Here is a 16,559-nt window from a genome sequence, read left to right on the forward strand (position 1 = left end):
AAAAATAGCAGAACCTTGACAGCTCAATCATCATGTAGATGCGATCCTTTCAAGGATATGCCCACAAGAGACGGATAATCAAGAAGTCTGGGGAGTCAGTAGCGATATTATGCTATGAACCCACTCATAAGTGAGGTATGGATGTAGTCGCCAAAACCGACCAGACAAGGAAAATCCAGAGTTTCTGCTGATGACAACAGCTTGATTATTCAGGAGCCGTGTGCGACTTTCATCGCACGCACGGTTTTGGAGCAGAGGGCAAGAAGGCGACTTCTTGCTCGACTGTAACGGGAATAGAGAGATGTGGGGAGGTGGAGAATAGAATAAGTCTACTTTAAAGGTCTCCCTATCCCCCTATCTCCCCATCCCTAAAGGGCAGCAACTTGGATTTCAACAGTTGCGGTTACTTCAGGGTGCAGTTTAATTTCGGCACTATAGAATCCGAGTCTGCTGATTTCCGGTAGGGTAATGCCACGACGGTCTACTTCTTGGGCAGTCGTTTCCAGGATAACTTCAGCGACTTCTCGGTCAGTAACTGTTCCAAAAATAGCTTCTCCTTCGCCGACTTGTTTGCGAATAGTGAAGCGACCGATGGTTTCCAGGGCAGTTTTTCGGGCTTCAGCCTGACGTTTTTCTTCGAGTAGCCGTTGACGTTCTTTTTCTTTACGAATTTCGACTTGTTTGAGGATACCTGGGGTGGCACGCAGGGCTATACCGTGGGGAATGAGATAGTTACGGGCATAACCACGGGCAACATCTACCACATCCCCGGATTTGCCGAGTTTGCTTACATCTTTGTTTAATACGATTTGTACTCTTTTGCTCATGATGAGTTGGCTGTTCTCTAGTGAGTTAAGTTGGATCAAAGTCTTTGATTATATCCGACTTTGGGGGCGATCGCAATTCCTGTACTGATCCTTGATTGTTCAAAGCTCTAAAACAGGTCTTTTTTACCGCGAATGCGACTAAAGGTTTGCACGGGATCGGTGCTGTCAGCAGCCGCTTGTAAACTGGGTTTATCCCAACGCAGGAAGGGGTTGGTGAGTTTTTCCAGACCCAAGAAGGAGGGGACGGTGGGTTGGTTGTTTTGTCTCGCTTCCTTGACGCTGGCAAATCTCTCTTGTAATTTGGGGTTATCTCCATCTACCGTTAGGGCAAATTTGAGGTTGCTGAGGGTGTATTCGTGGGCGCACCAAATTTGGGTATTATCGGGAAGATTTCTTAATTTACTCAGAGAATTAACCATCTGGGCTGGGGTTCCCTCGAAGAGGCGACCACATCCACCGGCAAATAGGGTGTCTCCACAGAACAGATTTCCGGGTTCACGGGTATCTGTTGGAGGGAAGTAGTAGGCAATATGCGCTTTGGTATGACCGGGGACAAAGAAGATTTGTGCCTCTTGGCCTAAAATGGTGAGGCGATCGCCGTCTTCAAGAAAAAAGTGTTGTCCTGGAATTCTCCCCCGGTCTACAGCCCCCCCATAAACTTGCAGTTGGGGAAATCTCTCCATTAACTGTTGATTGCCTCCTATATGATCGCTATGATGATGGGTGTTAAGGATGGCGATTAGGTCTGCACCGAGCGGCGCTAGGCACTCTAAGACGGGCTGCGGTTGGGCGGGATCGACGACAGCAGCTTGGTTGAGGTGGCGATCGTGTAAAACAAAGATATAGTTATCGGAAAGAGCAGGAAGTCGGTAAACTTGCATAGGATCTTGAGGGTATACTTAAATGAACTTCAGAATTTTCCTCTTCTCTCCTATTGTAAGGGTAAGATGTGAGGTAAAGTTTTGATCCACTAGAAAAGCCATCAAGACGACCCTCCCCCATGAGTAGCCTAAAACGTTATCACGCGATCGCCAACTAGACAAACCCTTTATGTCCCGTTCTCCATCTAACCAACCGAACTTGGTCACCCATCAAGTGGTTAAAGGCATTCTTGAGAGAGGTCAACTGACACCGAAAGAATACTTGATTATCAGTTCTGCCCTGATCTCGAATATGAAACTGAATCAGGAGATGAAACAGGAGATTAACCGGATATTGGATGCTCTACAAACTGGACGGTTGAAATTAGTGGATTCTTGAGAGAGAAAAAAATGATACCAAAGATAACTGTATTGATTCCGATCTATTGGGGCGATCGCCTGTGATGGAGACTACATCTAATGCCTTAAAAATTTCTATACTCGTCAGCGATCTTTCGCAAGCAGGTGCCGGTCGTTGGGGAGGAGCTGTCCGCACCTTTTTATTGGCCCAAGCATTAACTGAATTGGGGCATAACGTAGAAATTCTGGGCTTTAGTTTCGGTGAACCGCCAAATACCTCTGAGTCCAAGTATCCCATCGTTTGTGTACCTGGTGTCAACTATCCAGGTTTTTTCCGCTCTGCCCAAACCTTACTCAAAGCCATTCAAGGAGATATTCTGTATGCCCTAAGACCAAAACCTACCAGTTTTGGTTTAGCCTTACTCAAAAGAATGCAACGTCGTTGCTCCGTAATTGTAGATATTGATGATTGGGAATTAAGTTGGCACGGGGGAGACCAATGGCGCTATCGTCCCAGCTTAAAACAGTTTGGCCGCGATATTCTCAAGCCACAGGGAGCGCTGAGAATGCCCGATCATCCCCTCTATCTAAAATGGATGGAAAATCAAGTTTCTCTAGCTGATGCAGTAACGGTTCATACCCGATTTTTGCAGGAGCGTTTTGGTGGAGTTTATGTCCCCAATGGTAAAGATACAACCTTGTTTAATCCCCAGAATTATAATCCCGAAGTTTCCAGAGAGCGCTACGGACTTTCAGACTATCGAGTGCTAATGTTTCCCGGAGCGCCAAGACCCTACAAAGGCATTGAAGATGTTTTACTGGCTTTAGATAAACTCGATCAACCGGATTTGAGAGTTGTTATTATTGGGGGTAGTCCTTATGATGATTACGATCGCCATTTGCAAGAGAAATGGGGACGGTGGATTATTCAGATTCCCAAACTGCCTTACGAGAAAATGCCAGAGGTGGTGTCTGCGGCCCATGTAGTAGTCGTTCCCCAACGGAATACACCGGCAGCCTTAGCCCAATTCCCGCTAAAATTGACCGATGCGATGGCTATGTCCAAGCCAGTTTTAGCCTCTAATGTGGGGGATTTACCAGAAATTTTAGGAGGAACTGGTTATTTAGTCGATCCAGAGTCTCCCGATCAAATTGCCGATCGGATTGACTCTATTTTCAAGGATCTAGATTTAGCCAATGAACAAGGCCAAAAAAGCCGCAAAAGATGTATGGAAAACTATAATATTGAAGCTATGTCAAAAGAATTAAAAAATCTTATTGACAATCTTCGTAAACATAAAACTATATAACATTGAGATCAGGTCAAGAGGTACAGTATGTCGTCTAGAGAGTTTGTATTTAAGTATTTAAAAAAATATCCGATCCCCTTAATCAGCAACATTATCCTAGGATTCTCTGGAGCCATTTTTAATGGGGTCAATACTGCCCTGATTATTCCAGTTGTTCTTCAGATTGTCGGACAGGAAGTTGAACTTAAAGGAGCGCCTCCTGCGCTGAAATTTATCTTTGCCCCCTTTGAAGGTATTCCTGAACAGTACCGATTGGGGGTAATGTTAGCAGCCATTATATTGACAATTATATTGAAGGAAGGGGTGAATTATTTGCGTGCTATTGTGGCAGCCGCATTCAAGCGAAGAATGACCAATTGTATGAAGATTGATATTATGTCAACTCTTCTAGAAACAGATATTGATTTTTATAGTAAGAATAAGTTGGGTGATATCACGAAACGTTTAGGGGGAGATACAACACAAACAACAACCGCAATTAATTCATATGTGGATTTGACCATCTACCTAATCACCTCGTTTTTTTTCTTGTCTTTCCTCGTTTCTTTGTCCTGGCAATTGACCGTTATTTCAACTCTAATGATCGTTATGGTTGCCGTGGTTAACCAAGGTGTGGTCAAACGTTCTAAGCAGTTGGGAAAAGAAGTATCTAATCAGCAAAGGATGTACTCGATTAAGGTGTTGGAAGTTTTAGGTGGAATTCGATTAGTTAAGTCAGTTGGAAATGAGCAGCAAGAGTTTGGTTTAATTAAGAGGATGATGCTTAAGCTGGAAAAATTTAACTTCTTAGCGCAAAGTAATAGTGCCCTAATTAAGCCCTTAAGCGAAATTACGAATATATTTACAGTGATTTCTATTCTACTGGTCGGCCGTGCGTTTTTCTCCAGTCAATTGGAAAATTTGTCAGCGATTCTACTCACGTATTTGTTTGTTTTATTTCGGATGATGCCGGTGGTCAATTCGATTAATGGTGTCCGAAATACTCTGGCTAAAGCGTCAGCGAGTGTGGATTTTGCCTATGATATCTGGCGGCGTGATAATAAGCCGATTATGACTCAAGGAATTGTTCCGTTTAATGGGTTTCAGGATAAAATTCATTTCAAAGAGATATCATTTGCTTATCCCGGTCATAATCATTTGGTCATTAAGAAAGCTGATTTAGTCTTGCCTAGAGGGAAGAGTTTGGCGTTGGTGGGTTCGTCAGGAGCAGGAAAATCAACATTTGCAGATTTGTTGCCCAGATTTTACGATCCGACGGAAGGTTCTATTTTGATCGATGGCCGTGATATTCGTGAGTTTGAGCTGCGTAGTTTGCGAAAATCTATGGGGATTGTTAGTCAAACAACGTTTCTGTTTAATGATACAGTGAGAAATAATATTATTTATGCTCGTCCAGATGCTACGGAGGATGAGATGGTAACGGCGGCGAAACAGGCGAATGCTTATGATTTTATTATGCAATTGCCGAAACAATGGGAAACGGAGGTGGGCGATCGCGGTGTGATGCTTTCTGGAGGACAACGCCAACGGTTGGCGATCGCCAGAGCGCTGCTACAAGATCCGGATATCTTAATCCTAGATGAAGCAACGAGTGCGCTCGATACGGTGTCTGAGCGTATTGTCCAAGAGGCGATCGACCATCTGAGCCGCGATCGGACTACATTAGTCATTGCTCACCGTCTCTCCACCATTCAGAACACCGATCAAATTGCTGTTTTAGATAAAGGTCAAGTGATGGAAGTCGGGACTCATCAGGAATTATTAGAAAAAAAAGGGTTATATCATCGTCTGCATTCCATGCAATTTTCAGAAACAGAAGCATCAGAAACTACTGGACAGAAAAGGATTGACTATCAAACCCTATCAAAAGCATCTTACGAAGCTAGAACTCAACTCAATTCGATGATTGGTTCTTTACGATTATTAGCCGATGAGATTGTCGATACTCCAGAGGAACAATTAGAATTGACCGAAGAAGCCTATCGTTCAGCCATCAACTTGCTCAGAACCTTTGAAGTATTTGAAAATAAGCTACGTTAAATTAAAACAGCACTAACAAGAACACAAAAAATCATTCCCTTGGTTTGGAGGCTAAACAACAGACTCTAACAAACTAATGTACTGTTGTGCTGCATCCTTCCAAGTCCAAAGAGATAGTTTTTCTTGTGTTTTTTCTGGATTCAACTTACTCTTAGGATGATGAACAAATCTTTCCATACACGCAGCTAAAGCCTCTGCATCTCCTGGAGGGAAAAACTCAACTTGATCAAAACACTGATACAATCTAACTTGCTCTTGAAATACCTCTAAATCTGAAGCAATAACCGGTAAACCTCTTGAAATTGCTTCCGAGAGAGCCAGACCAAAACCCTCATATTGTGACGGTATAATCACACAAGAGCAATGCTGATACCAATATTCTACCTGTTCATATTCTCCATAACCCAAACCGTTAAAATACTGCTCAATTAAATCTCTATTGTCTGAATAGACTTGATGGCATTGATTTAAATAATTAGAATATTCTTGAGTACTACTTTGCTGGGACAGGCTTAAACGCCCATTGACTAAAGCATCTGTTTCCTTACCGGTAAGTACAACCTGGAACTGAAGTTTTTTCTGAGCAACTTTTATCCCGCTTCTCAGTAACGTTAAGTGATCCTTATAAATTCCAAATGAAGAAGGAAAGTAAAATGTAATTCGATCGCTAGAGTTAACAGTTGTCTCTCTATCACTTTCCATCTTACGAATGGCGACCCCAGCATTAGAAATGGGTTTAATTTTGGATGAAAAACCAGGAAAAGTTGATATTATATCAGTCTTTGTCTTTTCAGAAACCGTAAAAACTAGATCGGATTTTTTCAGCCATGCTAACAAACTTTGATCGTACTCTCTCACATAATCTTCTGGATAGGTCATGGGGGCAAACCGCCAAAATACATCATGAGCGATCATTCCCAAAGGGATTTTGAGGTTAGGTGGCGTTAATCGATTGGTTAAAACATATAAACAATGGGTCGCTTGATACTTTTCAATTAATCCATTGAGTGCATTATGCTTGGACTGCTTGTTTCTAACTTTCTTTATTTTTTTCTCCAGTTGTTTGATTTTAAATATCTTTGATCCTGAAATTAAAATTCTTAAAAAAGATAAAAGTATATTCTTTGGCGGGACAAAAGATTCGTAAACTATGATCTCAGAAGAGGGTAGTATTTTCTGAAAATAATGAATATCTTTTTTAGGTAAAACTATAATAACTTTTTCTATTTTCTTAGAAAATTCTTCAATAAGAGAGATAATTACTCGCTCGACACCACCCGATCGATAATATTCAATGGGGATAATTAGTTTCATCTTAGTTGAGTAAGCCATATCTACAAAAAAATCCAATATTAAACTTAATTATACTGATTTTTTAACCAAATAGGTGCAACTTTTGCCCAGGTCTCTTCTTGAGCTAACTGCTGAAATTGTTCGCGAATTAACTGCAATTTTTCCGGGTCTTCCCGCATTAACTCAATTACTTTATAGGCTACTGCTTCTTGCGTTTCCTGAGATTCTGGATCTCCAGAAACCTTTATACCATAAGATTTTTCACCTAAAGCGGCTAAATCAGTCATGACTGGAATACAACCAACCATTGCTGATTCACGCACAGAAATACAATCAATTTCTGGATAGGTACAACCATAATAATGAATCAATGATTTTGCTTTTTCCTCTAGAATCTTATCTTGAGAAACACGACCGCGATCAAACACACCAGGCTGATTCATCAGATCGATCATTTTTTTTCTCCACTCAGAGTGTTTAGGGTGATTATCTCGCTTTGTAAACCCATAGAATAAGTGAAGTTCTGCTTCAGGAATTTCTTGTTTAATAATCGGCCACCCGTAAGTTAGCATATACTCTAATCCTCGATAGTAGCGCGAGCCATAGATTAATTTGTAGGGGGTTTTAGGTGTATTGTATAATGGGCTAATATCTTCACTCACTCCATTGTTGATGACGACAAATTTATCATCATTAAACTGGGGCAATAGTTGGCGTTGATAATGACTCTTAGAAAATATTTTATCAAAAGGTTCTAATCGTTCTGTTGTAAAGGCTTTAGCCGGGCCTAGAGTATCATGCCAATCTAACCAAAGGTTCTTGGCATTAATGGGATGCTGGAGTAAGGTAGAATGTCTCCAAATAATCACGGTATCAAAGCGATCGCACCAATTGAATTTATAATAGTTGACATATTCTACTCCATCATAAAGTCCCTCTTGATCGCCACAATTGCTATACACCGTGACTTGATATCCTAACTTCACCCATTCTCTGGCCAGATAAATAACAGCCGCATGAGAACCACTTGCACCAGTTTTCAAGCTATTTGGAGTTAATCCTTCATGGTGGTTCCCGGTATAATAAACGATTGAATGAGGAGACCATGTTTTAGCCGTTATCTTCTTATAAAGAGTCTGAAGATTAGGGAGTTTTTGCTTAACCCATGCTTTGATTTTTTTCATTGGCCGTACTTTATGTCATGGAGATAGTGAAGATTTCTTTATTTTCTGTCTCTAGTCTAAACAGGTGGTCTATGATGATCATGGATAATTAAGGAACGAGTAAAACAGTCAATCATTTCGGAGAGTCTAACCAAAACTTGGTAATGTTACAACTATATCATAACGGATGTATTCAAGTATGGGTTTCATGAACATCTATCAAAAAACACTTGGGAAGGTAAAGTCACAAATAAAACTTATAAACCAGGGCTTAAAATCTAAAATATGGCCAGATAAGTCTATTGTATACTATACGGGAGATACTGATTATGAATGGTCTCCAGAAAGTCTAAAAACTGGATTAGGAGGTGCAGATGCCCGCATTGTCTATTTATCTCGTGAATGGATTAAATTAGGTTATTCTGTTACTGTCTATAATAATTGTGGATCTCAACAAGGATTGTATGATGGAGTCCAGTATTATCACCACACCCAGTTTAATCCTTGCGATTCTTTTGATACGTTAATCATGTGGCAGTTTGCCTGGCGAATTAAATTTCCGATCAAAGCAAAAAGGGTTTGGCTCGATTTAGGTTCTGTTCTATTGCCAGAAGAAGTGACCTATGAAAAACTAAAAGGCTATGATAAGGTGTTCTGTAAAAATTTCTTCCATCGATCCTTATTACCAGAAATTCCAGATCGCCAAATTGCGATTATCCCCAATGGATTCGATCCCTCCTTCCTTAAATTTTGTGGACAGACTAAAGATCCCTATAAAATTATCTACGCATCCAATTATATCCGAGGTCTAGAAAGAATGTTAGAATTCGGCTGGCCCTTGATTCACCAAGAAATTCCTGAAGCCAAACTTCATATTTACTACGGTTGGCCGAGACAAATCAAAGAAGATTGGAAACAGAAAATGGAAACCTTGATGCAACAACCGGGCGTAATTGAACAGGGAAAGATAGGTCGCGAACAGCTTATGGCCGAGAAAGCTACTTCTAATATTAATTATTATGGATGTACTTTTGAAGAGCTTGATTGTAATACAGTGCGAGAATCTGCCCTAGTGGGTGCTGTCCCCGTAACGACGGATTATGCTGGACTGAAAGATAAAGAATATTGTGTTAAAGTATCAGGTAATCCTTATACGAAAGAAACCCAAGAAGCAGTAGCTTGGAAAATTATAGAGCTGATGCGAAATCCCTCAAAATTGCAAGAGATCCGCGAACGGTTTTCCCATCTCGTTAAAAATGAGACTTGGGAACAGGTGGCCCAACTCTGGTTAAATGAACAATAGAAATTTAGAGATAAAACTATGACCCTACCTAACTTTTTATTGATTGGCGCGGCTAAATCAGGAACATCTTCTTTATATTACTACCTTAAGCAGCATCCACAAGTCTATATGCCAGCGTCTAGAGATCAAAAAGAACCTGATTTTTTTACTCTAGAAGGAGAAGAGGTTAATCGTATTGGCCCCAATGGCACTCATGTGATGACGAATGCCATTACTGATTTGCAAAGCTATCAGGAATTGTTTGCAGAGGTAACTAATGAGAAAGCGATAGGAGAAGCATCTACGTCATATATTTACAGTGAAAAAGCAGCTCAAAGAATTCATCATTATATTCCTGATGCCAAGTTGATTGCAATTCTCCGACAGCCAGCAGAACGGGCGTTTTCACATTTTTTATTTTCTTTGAGTAATGGAAGAGAACCGGTTCCAGATTTTGCTAAAACTCTGAAAGAAGAAGAGGATAGGATTGCCAAAAATTGGAGCTTTCAATGGCATCATAAACGCCGGGGATTTTACTATGTTCAGTTAAAGCAATACTTTGATACTTTCGATGCGAAGCAGATTCGAGTGTATCTCTATGACGATTTGATTGAAAATCCAACTGGACTGATGAAAGAGGTTTTTCAATTTTTAGAAGTAGAGGATAACTTTTCCCCTAATGTGAGCAAGAAACATAACCCTACTCGTGTTCCCAAAAATCAGACAGTGAATACTCTGCTGAATCGACCAAATCCTGTTAAAGCCGTGGTAAAAACCCTGTTACCGATGAAGTTTCGTAAAAGTATTGCTGATAGACTGAAACAGCAAAACTTAGGGAAGCCTAAATTATCTCCCAAGCTACGCAAGGAACTGACAGAAGAGTATCGGGAGGATATTCTGAAGCTTCAAGATTTGATTGGACGAGATTTATCGAAGTGGTTGGAGGGTTGAGGAGTTAGCGAACATGAGCAATTATGATAACTTACCTCCCATCTATTTTTACCTTCCTCAAGCAGACTGGCTAGAAGATATGCCAAATAATGCTAAGAGTTATTGGGAAGGGTTTGGTCGTGGAATTTACTGTTGGACTTTGCAAACTTATTTACATCTTAAGTCCGATGGCTTTCCTTGTAGCTTAGTAGGATCGATTCCAGATGAAGGTATTGTGTTAGCTCATCGGGATTCGTTTAAGTATGAATTGAGACCAATCCCCAAAGTCTTGATGGTCTGTATGAAAGCCGATCAAGCAGTTCATCCTTATGCTCACATGCATATTGTCCAAAATCCAAGGGAAACTCAAGTTGTTAAGAATAGCCATTATATTCCGCTTTGGTCTCAACCTGGAATGATTGCTCGCGATCGCGATCGCGGCGATCGCTTTGAAAACATCGCTTATTTTGGCATCAGTTATAACCTGGCTCCAGAATTAAAAGATCCCTCCTGGTCTCAAACCCTTGCAGAGATGGGGTTAGAATGGACTATTGTACCCAAAGAGCGATGGCATGATTACAGTGATGTAGATGCTGTAATTGCAGTCCGTACCTTTGAAGCAACCGAAAGCTATCTGTGGAAACCGGCAACTAAACTCTACAACTCTTGGCGTGCAGAGGTTCCCGTTATTTTGGGAGCTGAATCAGCGTTTCAAGCAGAACGACGCAGCGATCTGGACTATATTGAGGTTAAATCTCTAGAGGAGGCGATCGCCGCCATTCAAACTTTGAAAGACAATCCAAAGTTGCGGCAGGAGATGATCGCCAATGGGCGAGATCGCGCTCAAGCAACCAGCATTGAAACCATCCTCTCCTCTTGGAAAACCTTCCTCACAGATATTGCGACTCCTGCCTATCAACGTTGGCTAGAATCAGCCGATCTATTGAAATGGATGTACATGCAACAACACTATTGGTTGATTAAAGCAGAAGCGATTAAGAGACGGTTAAAATCTCTTACCTCCTAGTCCCAATCGAATTTTTTTTAAGCAAGCTGAGACAAAAGTTGATACAGTTTCCAAGTAGAAGTCCATACAGAATACCCCTGAGTAAATTTTTTCTGCCCATTTTTGGCTATCCAAGCGACCTTCTCTCGATTTGCTAGAAGCATATCTAGCTTATTGGTCAAATTATCAAAATTAAATGAAATATAATCCTCTCCTTCAACTAAATCAGAATTAGGTAATAGTTTGATCGCATCAATCGAATCATGAGATAGCATTAAAGTTTGAGCATTTAAACTCTCTAGATGTCTAAATGTTCCGGGTCCATGTCCTGGTGGACAAACAGAAACCAAAACACGAGACAGATAGTTTTTATAGTTGGGATCTTTTTCTTTGTATTCTGTATCTATTGAATTACTTCCCTGATAGGTCTTAATAATATTGAGAGTTGCCTCTCTCATTTGTTGTCGATAAGATTTTTTATTGGGGGTAATCCTTACTCTACAGGAGATATCAATACTGCGCTCAACTTTTTTCTGAGATATGGCAAAGCTACCAAAATAATTATAGGCTGGAGAACGAGGATTCAGTCCTATGGGATAAGTAGTAGTCCAAACCACATTGTATTTTTGTAAATACTCTTTATGGGGAGCATTCTTAATTCTGGGTAATGAGGTAACAATTTCTGGAGCAAGAGATTCAAATCTAGGAAAACCATCATAATTGCCATGATCGTGGGTGTCAAATAATACTTTGCTTTTTTTAGAATTTAAAAACTTTTCATCTGTTCTATTAATAACTGAAAGGTTTCGCAAAAATTTTCTTGCATTTTCACCAGGAGGAGGCGAGTATATGACAATATCATATGAATCTTGATTAAAAGTCACATAATCATGAAGACTGATTTCTGTAAAATCAATCAGGAATAGCCTTTTTAGCCAGTATGTACAATACACTAAATAGGGCACATTACAGGAGGACTTATAGTCTCGAACTAATAGAACTTTAATCATATATCCAGCTACCTCTCCTCTGGAAATTGATTGTAGAACTCGTGGTATTCCTTTAATAGGTTCACCCATCTGTGACTTATTTCTTCTAGGGTATTTCTTTTAAGTCGTAAATAAGAATTAACAACGGCTCGACCATCACGAACATTATACAGTAAATAAGCGTCAATTTCCCCCTGTCTAAACTCTCTCGCTTTAAGTTTATTCGATATCCAATGAACTGTTTTACTAGAATCCGTGAGAATTTCAGCTTCTATTTTGGAAAAGAGTATTGTGTAGGGATTTAATATGCTATCGTTACCTAGCCATTCTCTAACCGATCTCTCAATTTTCAAAGGAATATACTTGTGTAACCGGTGATCCGACAATCCAGATGCTAACTGCCTTAATTCGGTCTCGGTGAATTTATCTTGCCAAAATGTGCTACCTGGTGGAGTCCAAGCCCAGTTTTGTTGCGTTTTTCCTACAATTTCAGGCAATTTACTAATTTCACCTAATAAGAAAGCTTTAGGATGGCTGCCAAGCATTAGTTCTACTAGGGTTGCTCAGGAGCAACCAATGCCCATTATGAAGATAACTTTCTTCTTCATGAATTGGTCTATGACATTCCCATATTAAATGGTGTCATAAACTCAGAGCATTGTCAAGAAGTGACCCCTCATTAAGATCTTTCAAAATGACTCTAGTTAATAGTTGTCAAAACTATCTTCGATGAGTAACAATAAACAAAAGAAACCAGACAGACTTAATGTTTTGGTAGCCCGATCTCTAGTATGTCCTTGTGTATTCAATCCTATGACTCATGGAATCTATACATCTGCTAATGATGTGGTTTACGATCAACTGGTTGCACTGCTGAACAGTATAGAAGTCAATGTTGGTGCTGATACACCCGTCTGTGTGATTGCTTATGACGATCGCCTGGATCGCGTCAAAGCAGAAATTAGTCGAAGAAAAAATGTAGAATTACTCAACGATCCAGAGATCTTTGCTCCTTGGGAAGAATTTTCCTACGAGGTCTGGAAAGCACATCCTAATGTACTGCAACAGTGGAAAGATCAGGGAATTCAGGGAGTTCGTCGTATCGGAATGAACCGTCGGTACTGTGCGTTTGACCCAAATAGTCCGTTTGAAAAATTTATCTACTTTGATGCGGATGTATTGGTTCTCAACTCCCTAGATTTCGTCTTTGAGGAACTTAATCATCATGATTTCGTTGTCTATGATTTCCAGTATAAAGACCCCTCTCATATTTATAATTTAGAGAGTTCCAAACTATTTGAAATCTTCCCCCAAGAACGAATTCGTCAAGAGATTTTCTGTGCTGGATTTTATGGGTCTAAACGAGGATTGTTATCCGTTGAGCAAAGAAATGAGCTGGTTGCTCACCTGCAAGCTGGAGAAGCTGAAATTTTATACCCATCAGCCCCTAATCAATCTGTTCTGAATTATATGACCATGCGATCGGGTTTGGACATTTACAACTTTTCCCTACACCTCCCGAAAGAACAGACTACGGGATGTTCCGTAACTTCTCCTCACTTTGAGGAACGAGATCATTTGCTCTATGATAAAGGGATGCAGTTAACGTACCTCCACTATATTGGACTTTCTTCCAAGGTATTTACTCGTCTGTGTGCTGGGGAAAACTTCGACTTTCCCTATCGAGAACTATTCTTACACTATCGCTATCTGCACGAACCCGAAAATCGACCTGAATTTGTCGGGAAACCTCAACCTTATAACCCACCTCCGGCATTTATGGATAAAGTCTTTCGTAAATTAGGGATTAAGACATCTAGGAAATAATCATGAATCGCGGAATTTATATTACAGCGAACGATAAATTTACCGAGCAGGCGATCGCCCTCCTCAATAGTATCCGATATTACGACAAAGATACCCCCATCGTCTTGATACCCTACGACGACAACCATCAGACCCTTGCCGAAAGACTCAAAAGCGACTATGGAGTATCTCTGTACGGAGATTTAGACTTCATTGAACGGCTCTCTCAAAAGCTCTATGATACCTTTGGTGAAGGCTTTTTCTCCCGTCCAAACCAATTTCGCAAACAAGCCTGTTGGTTTGGGGAATTCGATCAATTTCTCTATATTGATACCGATATCGTCGTTTTTGAAAAGATTATTGACAACCTCAACTATCTTGACGAATACGACTTTCTGTGCTGCGACTATCAACATGCAGGGGGAATCGCCAATGTATTTACCAACAAAGTAATTGAAGACGGAGTGTTTACCCCAAACGATTTACAAGACATCTTTAACTGTGGATTTTGGGCTTCTAAAAAGAACCTGCTAACCGAAACCGATCTCTATGAAGCCTTTACAGAATGCGCCCAACATCCAGAATACTTCGACTTTAGTCAAAAAACCTCCGATCAACCCATTATTAACTACACTATCCTGAAGCAAATTAACCGTCGGTTCAATGTCGTTCGCAGACCCGGAAAAGCTCCAGGAAGTTGGGCAGGAAGTCCCCATTTTCAGCAACAGGGGAATACCTTAATTGACCCGAAAACGAACCAATCCTTACAATATATCCACTGGGCAGGTATACGAATTGAACCCGGTTGTCCCTATTGGAATATTTGGAAACATTACCGCTACCTCGGAGATCCCAATCCTCCGGCTGACCCTCCAGCCCCTAAAACTGAACTGCAATGGAAACAGAAACTGAGAAATATTAAGAAAACTATCCTCGGTTAGTTCATCTCCTATAATTGTGCAGGAATAAAAACGAGAAATTATCTGGGTAATGACTAAAGTAATTGTAACTGGCGTAGCCGGTTTTATTGGTTCCACCTTAGCCGAAACCTTACTCAATCAAGCTCAAGAAGTCATTGGTGTCGATCAATTTAACGATTATTATGACCCAACACTGAAACGCCGGAATGTTAGTCGTTTTCAAAACCATCCTCAGTTTACCCTTATAGAAGGAGATATTCAAACCTTAGATTGGAATTCCTTATTCACTGATGTAGAAGTAGTTTATCACCAAGCAGCGCAAGCAGGAGTGCGTGCGAGTTGGGGGCAAGGGTTTCGCTCCTATACGGAACGGAATATCAATGCGACTCAGATTATGCTGGAAGCAGCGAAAAATTCCACGACGTTGAAGCGGTTTGTTTATGCTTCGACCTCATCAGTGTATGGAAACGCGGAAACCTTTCCGACTTCAGAACTCATTCCTCCCCAACCGGTTTCTCCCTATGGGATCACAAAATTGGCGGCGGAACGATTATGTGTCTTATATCACCAAAATTTTCAGGTTCCGTTTACGGCTCTACGGTATTTTACGGTATATGGTCCCCGTCAACGGCCGGATATGGCGTTCCATAAATTTTACAAAGCGGTGTTGGAAGACCGGGCGATTGATGTCTATGGGGATGGTCAACAAACGAGGGATTTCACCTTTATTCAAGATGCTGTAGCTGCGAATATAGGGGCTGCAACCGCTCCTGATGCAGTTGGAGAGATTTTTAATATTGGTGGAGGGAGTCGGGTCGTATTGATGGATGTCCTGGATACGATGGAAAAAATTGTTGGTCAACCTATCCGTAGAAACCACATCGATCGCGCCATGGGCGATGCTCGTCATACCAGCGCTGATGTTTCCAAAGCCAAGACATTGCTGGAATACCAGCCCCAAGTATCTTTAGAAGAAGGCTTAACTCAGGAGTGGGAATGGGTGAAGGAACTTTATAGTTGATCGAGGTAAGGGGCCCCTAGCCCCTTGTCTTCTCATAAAATGAGGTTTATGAATTTAGGAAATCCTGTTGGTTGGCATTTTTCTGATATCCATTAACCAAGTTTTTCTCCACTAATAATAAATACGGGATCGACGGCGGCAAAAACTTGATACATGCCCCGTTTTTCCAAACGATTAACCCCAGATTGAACGACTTCTATATGTCTCACTTGTAGCTGGGCAAACCCTTCGGATAAAGCGTATAAACTTTCTAACGATCCGGCGGTTGCCACAATCCGTCCTTCTGGGAGTAACAAATTCCAGACGGCTTCTAAAATCTGTTTAACTGAGCGTCCGCCTTCCATACAAACTCGATGGGGGCGCAGAGGAATATTTTCTAAACATTCGGGGGCATTCCCTTCAATAATTTCTACATTATTAACATCAAAGCGATCGCAGTTTCGACGAATTAAGCTGGCTACCTCGTCATCTCGCTCGACGGCAAAAATCTGTCCTTCAGGGCACAATAGCCCCGTTTCCACGGGAATTGTACCGGTTCCTGCACCAATGTCCCACAAAATTGAATCCTTACGCAATCGCAGAGCAGAAATCAATAATAATCGGATCTCCCGTTTACTCAAGGGAATACCAGGTAACCTCTCAAATAGATCGTCGGGGATACCAGGAGAAACAAAGGGCCAAAGGGACATAAAGGGTGATCCTACCATCAGAGAGAAAGCTAGAGCAAATTTTATCGTACTGGATTCTCCCCT

The 16,559-nt window shown here is 41.0% G+C and carries 16 protein-coding genes; 9 read left to right on the plus strand and 7 right to left on the minus strand.

Annotated elements, in window-relative coordinates:
* Positions 1-368 precede the first annotated feature (368 nt).
* Entirely contained in the window at positions 369-827 is a 459-nt protein-coding gene (gene rplI, locus J7545_RS17025; RefSeq protein ID WP_318700279.1) for a 50S ribosomal protein L9, read from the minus strand.
* A gap of 107 nt (positions 828-934) precedes the next feature.
* Complete coding sequence (gloB, locus tag J7545_RS17030; RefSeq protein ID WP_318700278.1) at positions 935-1,708, minus strand: hydroxyacylglutathione hydrolase; 774 nt, start codon at positions 1,706-1,708, stop codon at positions 935-937.
* Positions 1,709-1,877: 169 nt separating this feature from the next.
* Between gloB and J7545_RS17035 the strand changes: the two genes are divergently transcribed.
* From J7545_RS17035 to J7545_RS17045, 3 genes are all read left to right on the plus strand, one after another.
* Positions 1,878-2,087: a hypothetical protein gene (locus tag J7545_RS17035; protein ID WP_318700277.1), complete on the plus strand. Its 210-nt coding sequence runs from the start codon at positions 1,878-1,880 to the stop codon at positions 2,085-2,087.
* Between the two features lie 64 nt (positions 2,088-2,151).
* Positions 2,152-3,357, plus strand: coding sequence for a glycosyltransferase family 4 protein (locus J7545_RS17040; protein WP_318719914.1), 1,206 nt, complete (start codon positions 2,152-2,154; stop codon positions 3,355-3,357).
* A 27-nt stretch (positions 3,358-3,384) separates the two neighbouring features.
* Positions 3,385-5,397, plus strand: a complete 2,013-nt coding sequence (locus tag J7545_RS17045) for an ABC transporter ATP-binding protein (RefSeq protein ID WP_318700275.1) — start codon at positions 3,385-3,387, stop codon at positions 5,395-5,397.
* Between the two features lie 51 nt (positions 5,398-5,448).
* Here the strand turns inward: J7545_RS17045 and J7545_RS17050 are convergent, their stop codons facing one another.
* Complete coding sequence (locus J7545_RS17050; RefSeq protein ID WP_318700274.1) at positions 5,449-6,729, minus strand: glycosyltransferase; 1,281 nt, start codon at positions 6,727-6,729, stop codon at positions 5,449-5,451.
* Between the two features lie 26 nt (positions 6,730-6,755).
* Positions 6,756-7,874, minus strand: a complete 1,119-nt coding sequence (locus J7545_RS17055; protein ID WP_318700273.1) for a hypothetical protein — start codon at positions 7,872-7,874, stop codon at positions 6,756-6,758.
* A gap of 187 nt (positions 7,875-8,061) precedes the next feature.
* Here J7545_RS17055 and J7545_RS17060 point away from each other — a divergent pair, with 187 nt between their 5' ends.
* The 3 genes from J7545_RS17060 to J7545_RS17070 are packed head-to-tail and all read left to right on the plus strand — an operon-like array spanning position 8,062 to position 11,092.
* A complete protein-coding gene (locus J7545_RS17060) occupies positions 8,062-9,156 on the plus strand; it encodes a hypothetical protein (RefSeq protein ID WP_318700272.1) in 1,095 nt (364 codons plus the stop codon).
* 18 nt (positions 9,157-9,174) lie between these two features.
* Complete coding sequence (locus J7545_RS17065) at positions 9,175-10,086, plus strand: sulfotransferase (RefSeq protein WP_318700271.1); 912 nt, start codon at positions 9,175-9,177, stop codon at positions 10,084-10,086.
* 13 nt (positions 10,087-10,099) lie between these two features.
* Positions 10,100-11,092, plus strand: coding sequence for a glycosyltransferase (locus J7545_RS17070; protein ID WP_318700270.1), 993 nt, complete (start codon positions 10,100-10,102; stop codon positions 11,090-11,092).
* Between the two features lie 17 nt (positions 11,093-11,109).
* On the opposite strand, the gene J7545_RS17075 is transcribed toward J7545_RS17070, so the two are convergent.
* A complete protein-coding gene (locus J7545_RS17075) occupies positions 11,110-12,150 on the minus strand; it encodes a hypothetical protein (RefSeq protein ID WP_318700269.1) in 1,041 nt (346 codons plus the stop codon).
* Positions 12,090-12,605, minus strand: a complete 516-nt coding sequence (locus tag J7545_RS17080; protein ID WP_318700268.1) for a hypothetical protein — start codon at positions 12,603-12,605, stop codon at positions 12,090-12,092. Before J7545_RS17080 ends, J7545_RS17075 begins: the two co-directional genes overlap by 61 nt.
* A 268-nt stretch (positions 12,606-12,873) precedes the next feature.
* Here J7545_RS17080 and J7545_RS17085 point away from each other — a divergent pair, with 268 nt between their 5' ends.
* From J7545_RS17085 to J7545_RS17095, 3 genes are read left to right on the plus strand one after another with little or no spacing between them, the layout of a single operon-like run.
* On the plus strand, positions 12,874-13,887 hold the full coding sequence (locus J7545_RS17085; protein ID WP_318700267.1) for an Npun_R2821/Npun_R2822 family protein: 1,014 nt from the start codon (positions 12,874-12,876) through the stop codon (positions 13,885-13,887).
* Positions 13,888-13,889: 2 nt separating this feature from the next.
* Positions 13,890-14,807, plus strand: coding sequence for an Npun_R2821/Npun_R2822 family protein (locus J7545_RS17090; RefSeq protein WP_318700266.1), 918 nt, complete (start codon positions 13,890-13,892; stop codon positions 14,805-14,807).
* Between the two features lie 49 nt (positions 14,808-14,856).
* A complete protein-coding gene (locus tag J7545_RS17095; RefSeq protein ID WP_318700265.1) occupies positions 14,857-15,807 on the plus strand; it encodes an NAD-dependent epimerase/dehydratase family protein in 951 nt (316 codons plus the stop codon).
* A gap of 92 nt (positions 15,808-15,899) precedes the next feature.
* Here J7545_RS17095 and cbiT read toward each other — a convergent pair whose 3' ends face one another.
* Positions 15,900-16,496, minus strand: a complete 597-nt coding sequence (cbiT, locus tag J7545_RS17100) for a precorrin-6Y C5,15-methyltransferase subunit CbiT (RefSeq protein ID WP_318700264.1) — start codon at positions 16,494-16,496, stop codon at positions 15,900-15,902.
* Positions 16,497-16,559 lie beyond the last annotated feature (63 nt).

Source organism: Roseofilum sp. SBFL (genome assembly GCF_017746885.1).
GTDB lineage: Bacteria > Cyanobacteriota > Cyanobacteriia > Cyanobacteriales > Desertifilaceae > Roseofilum.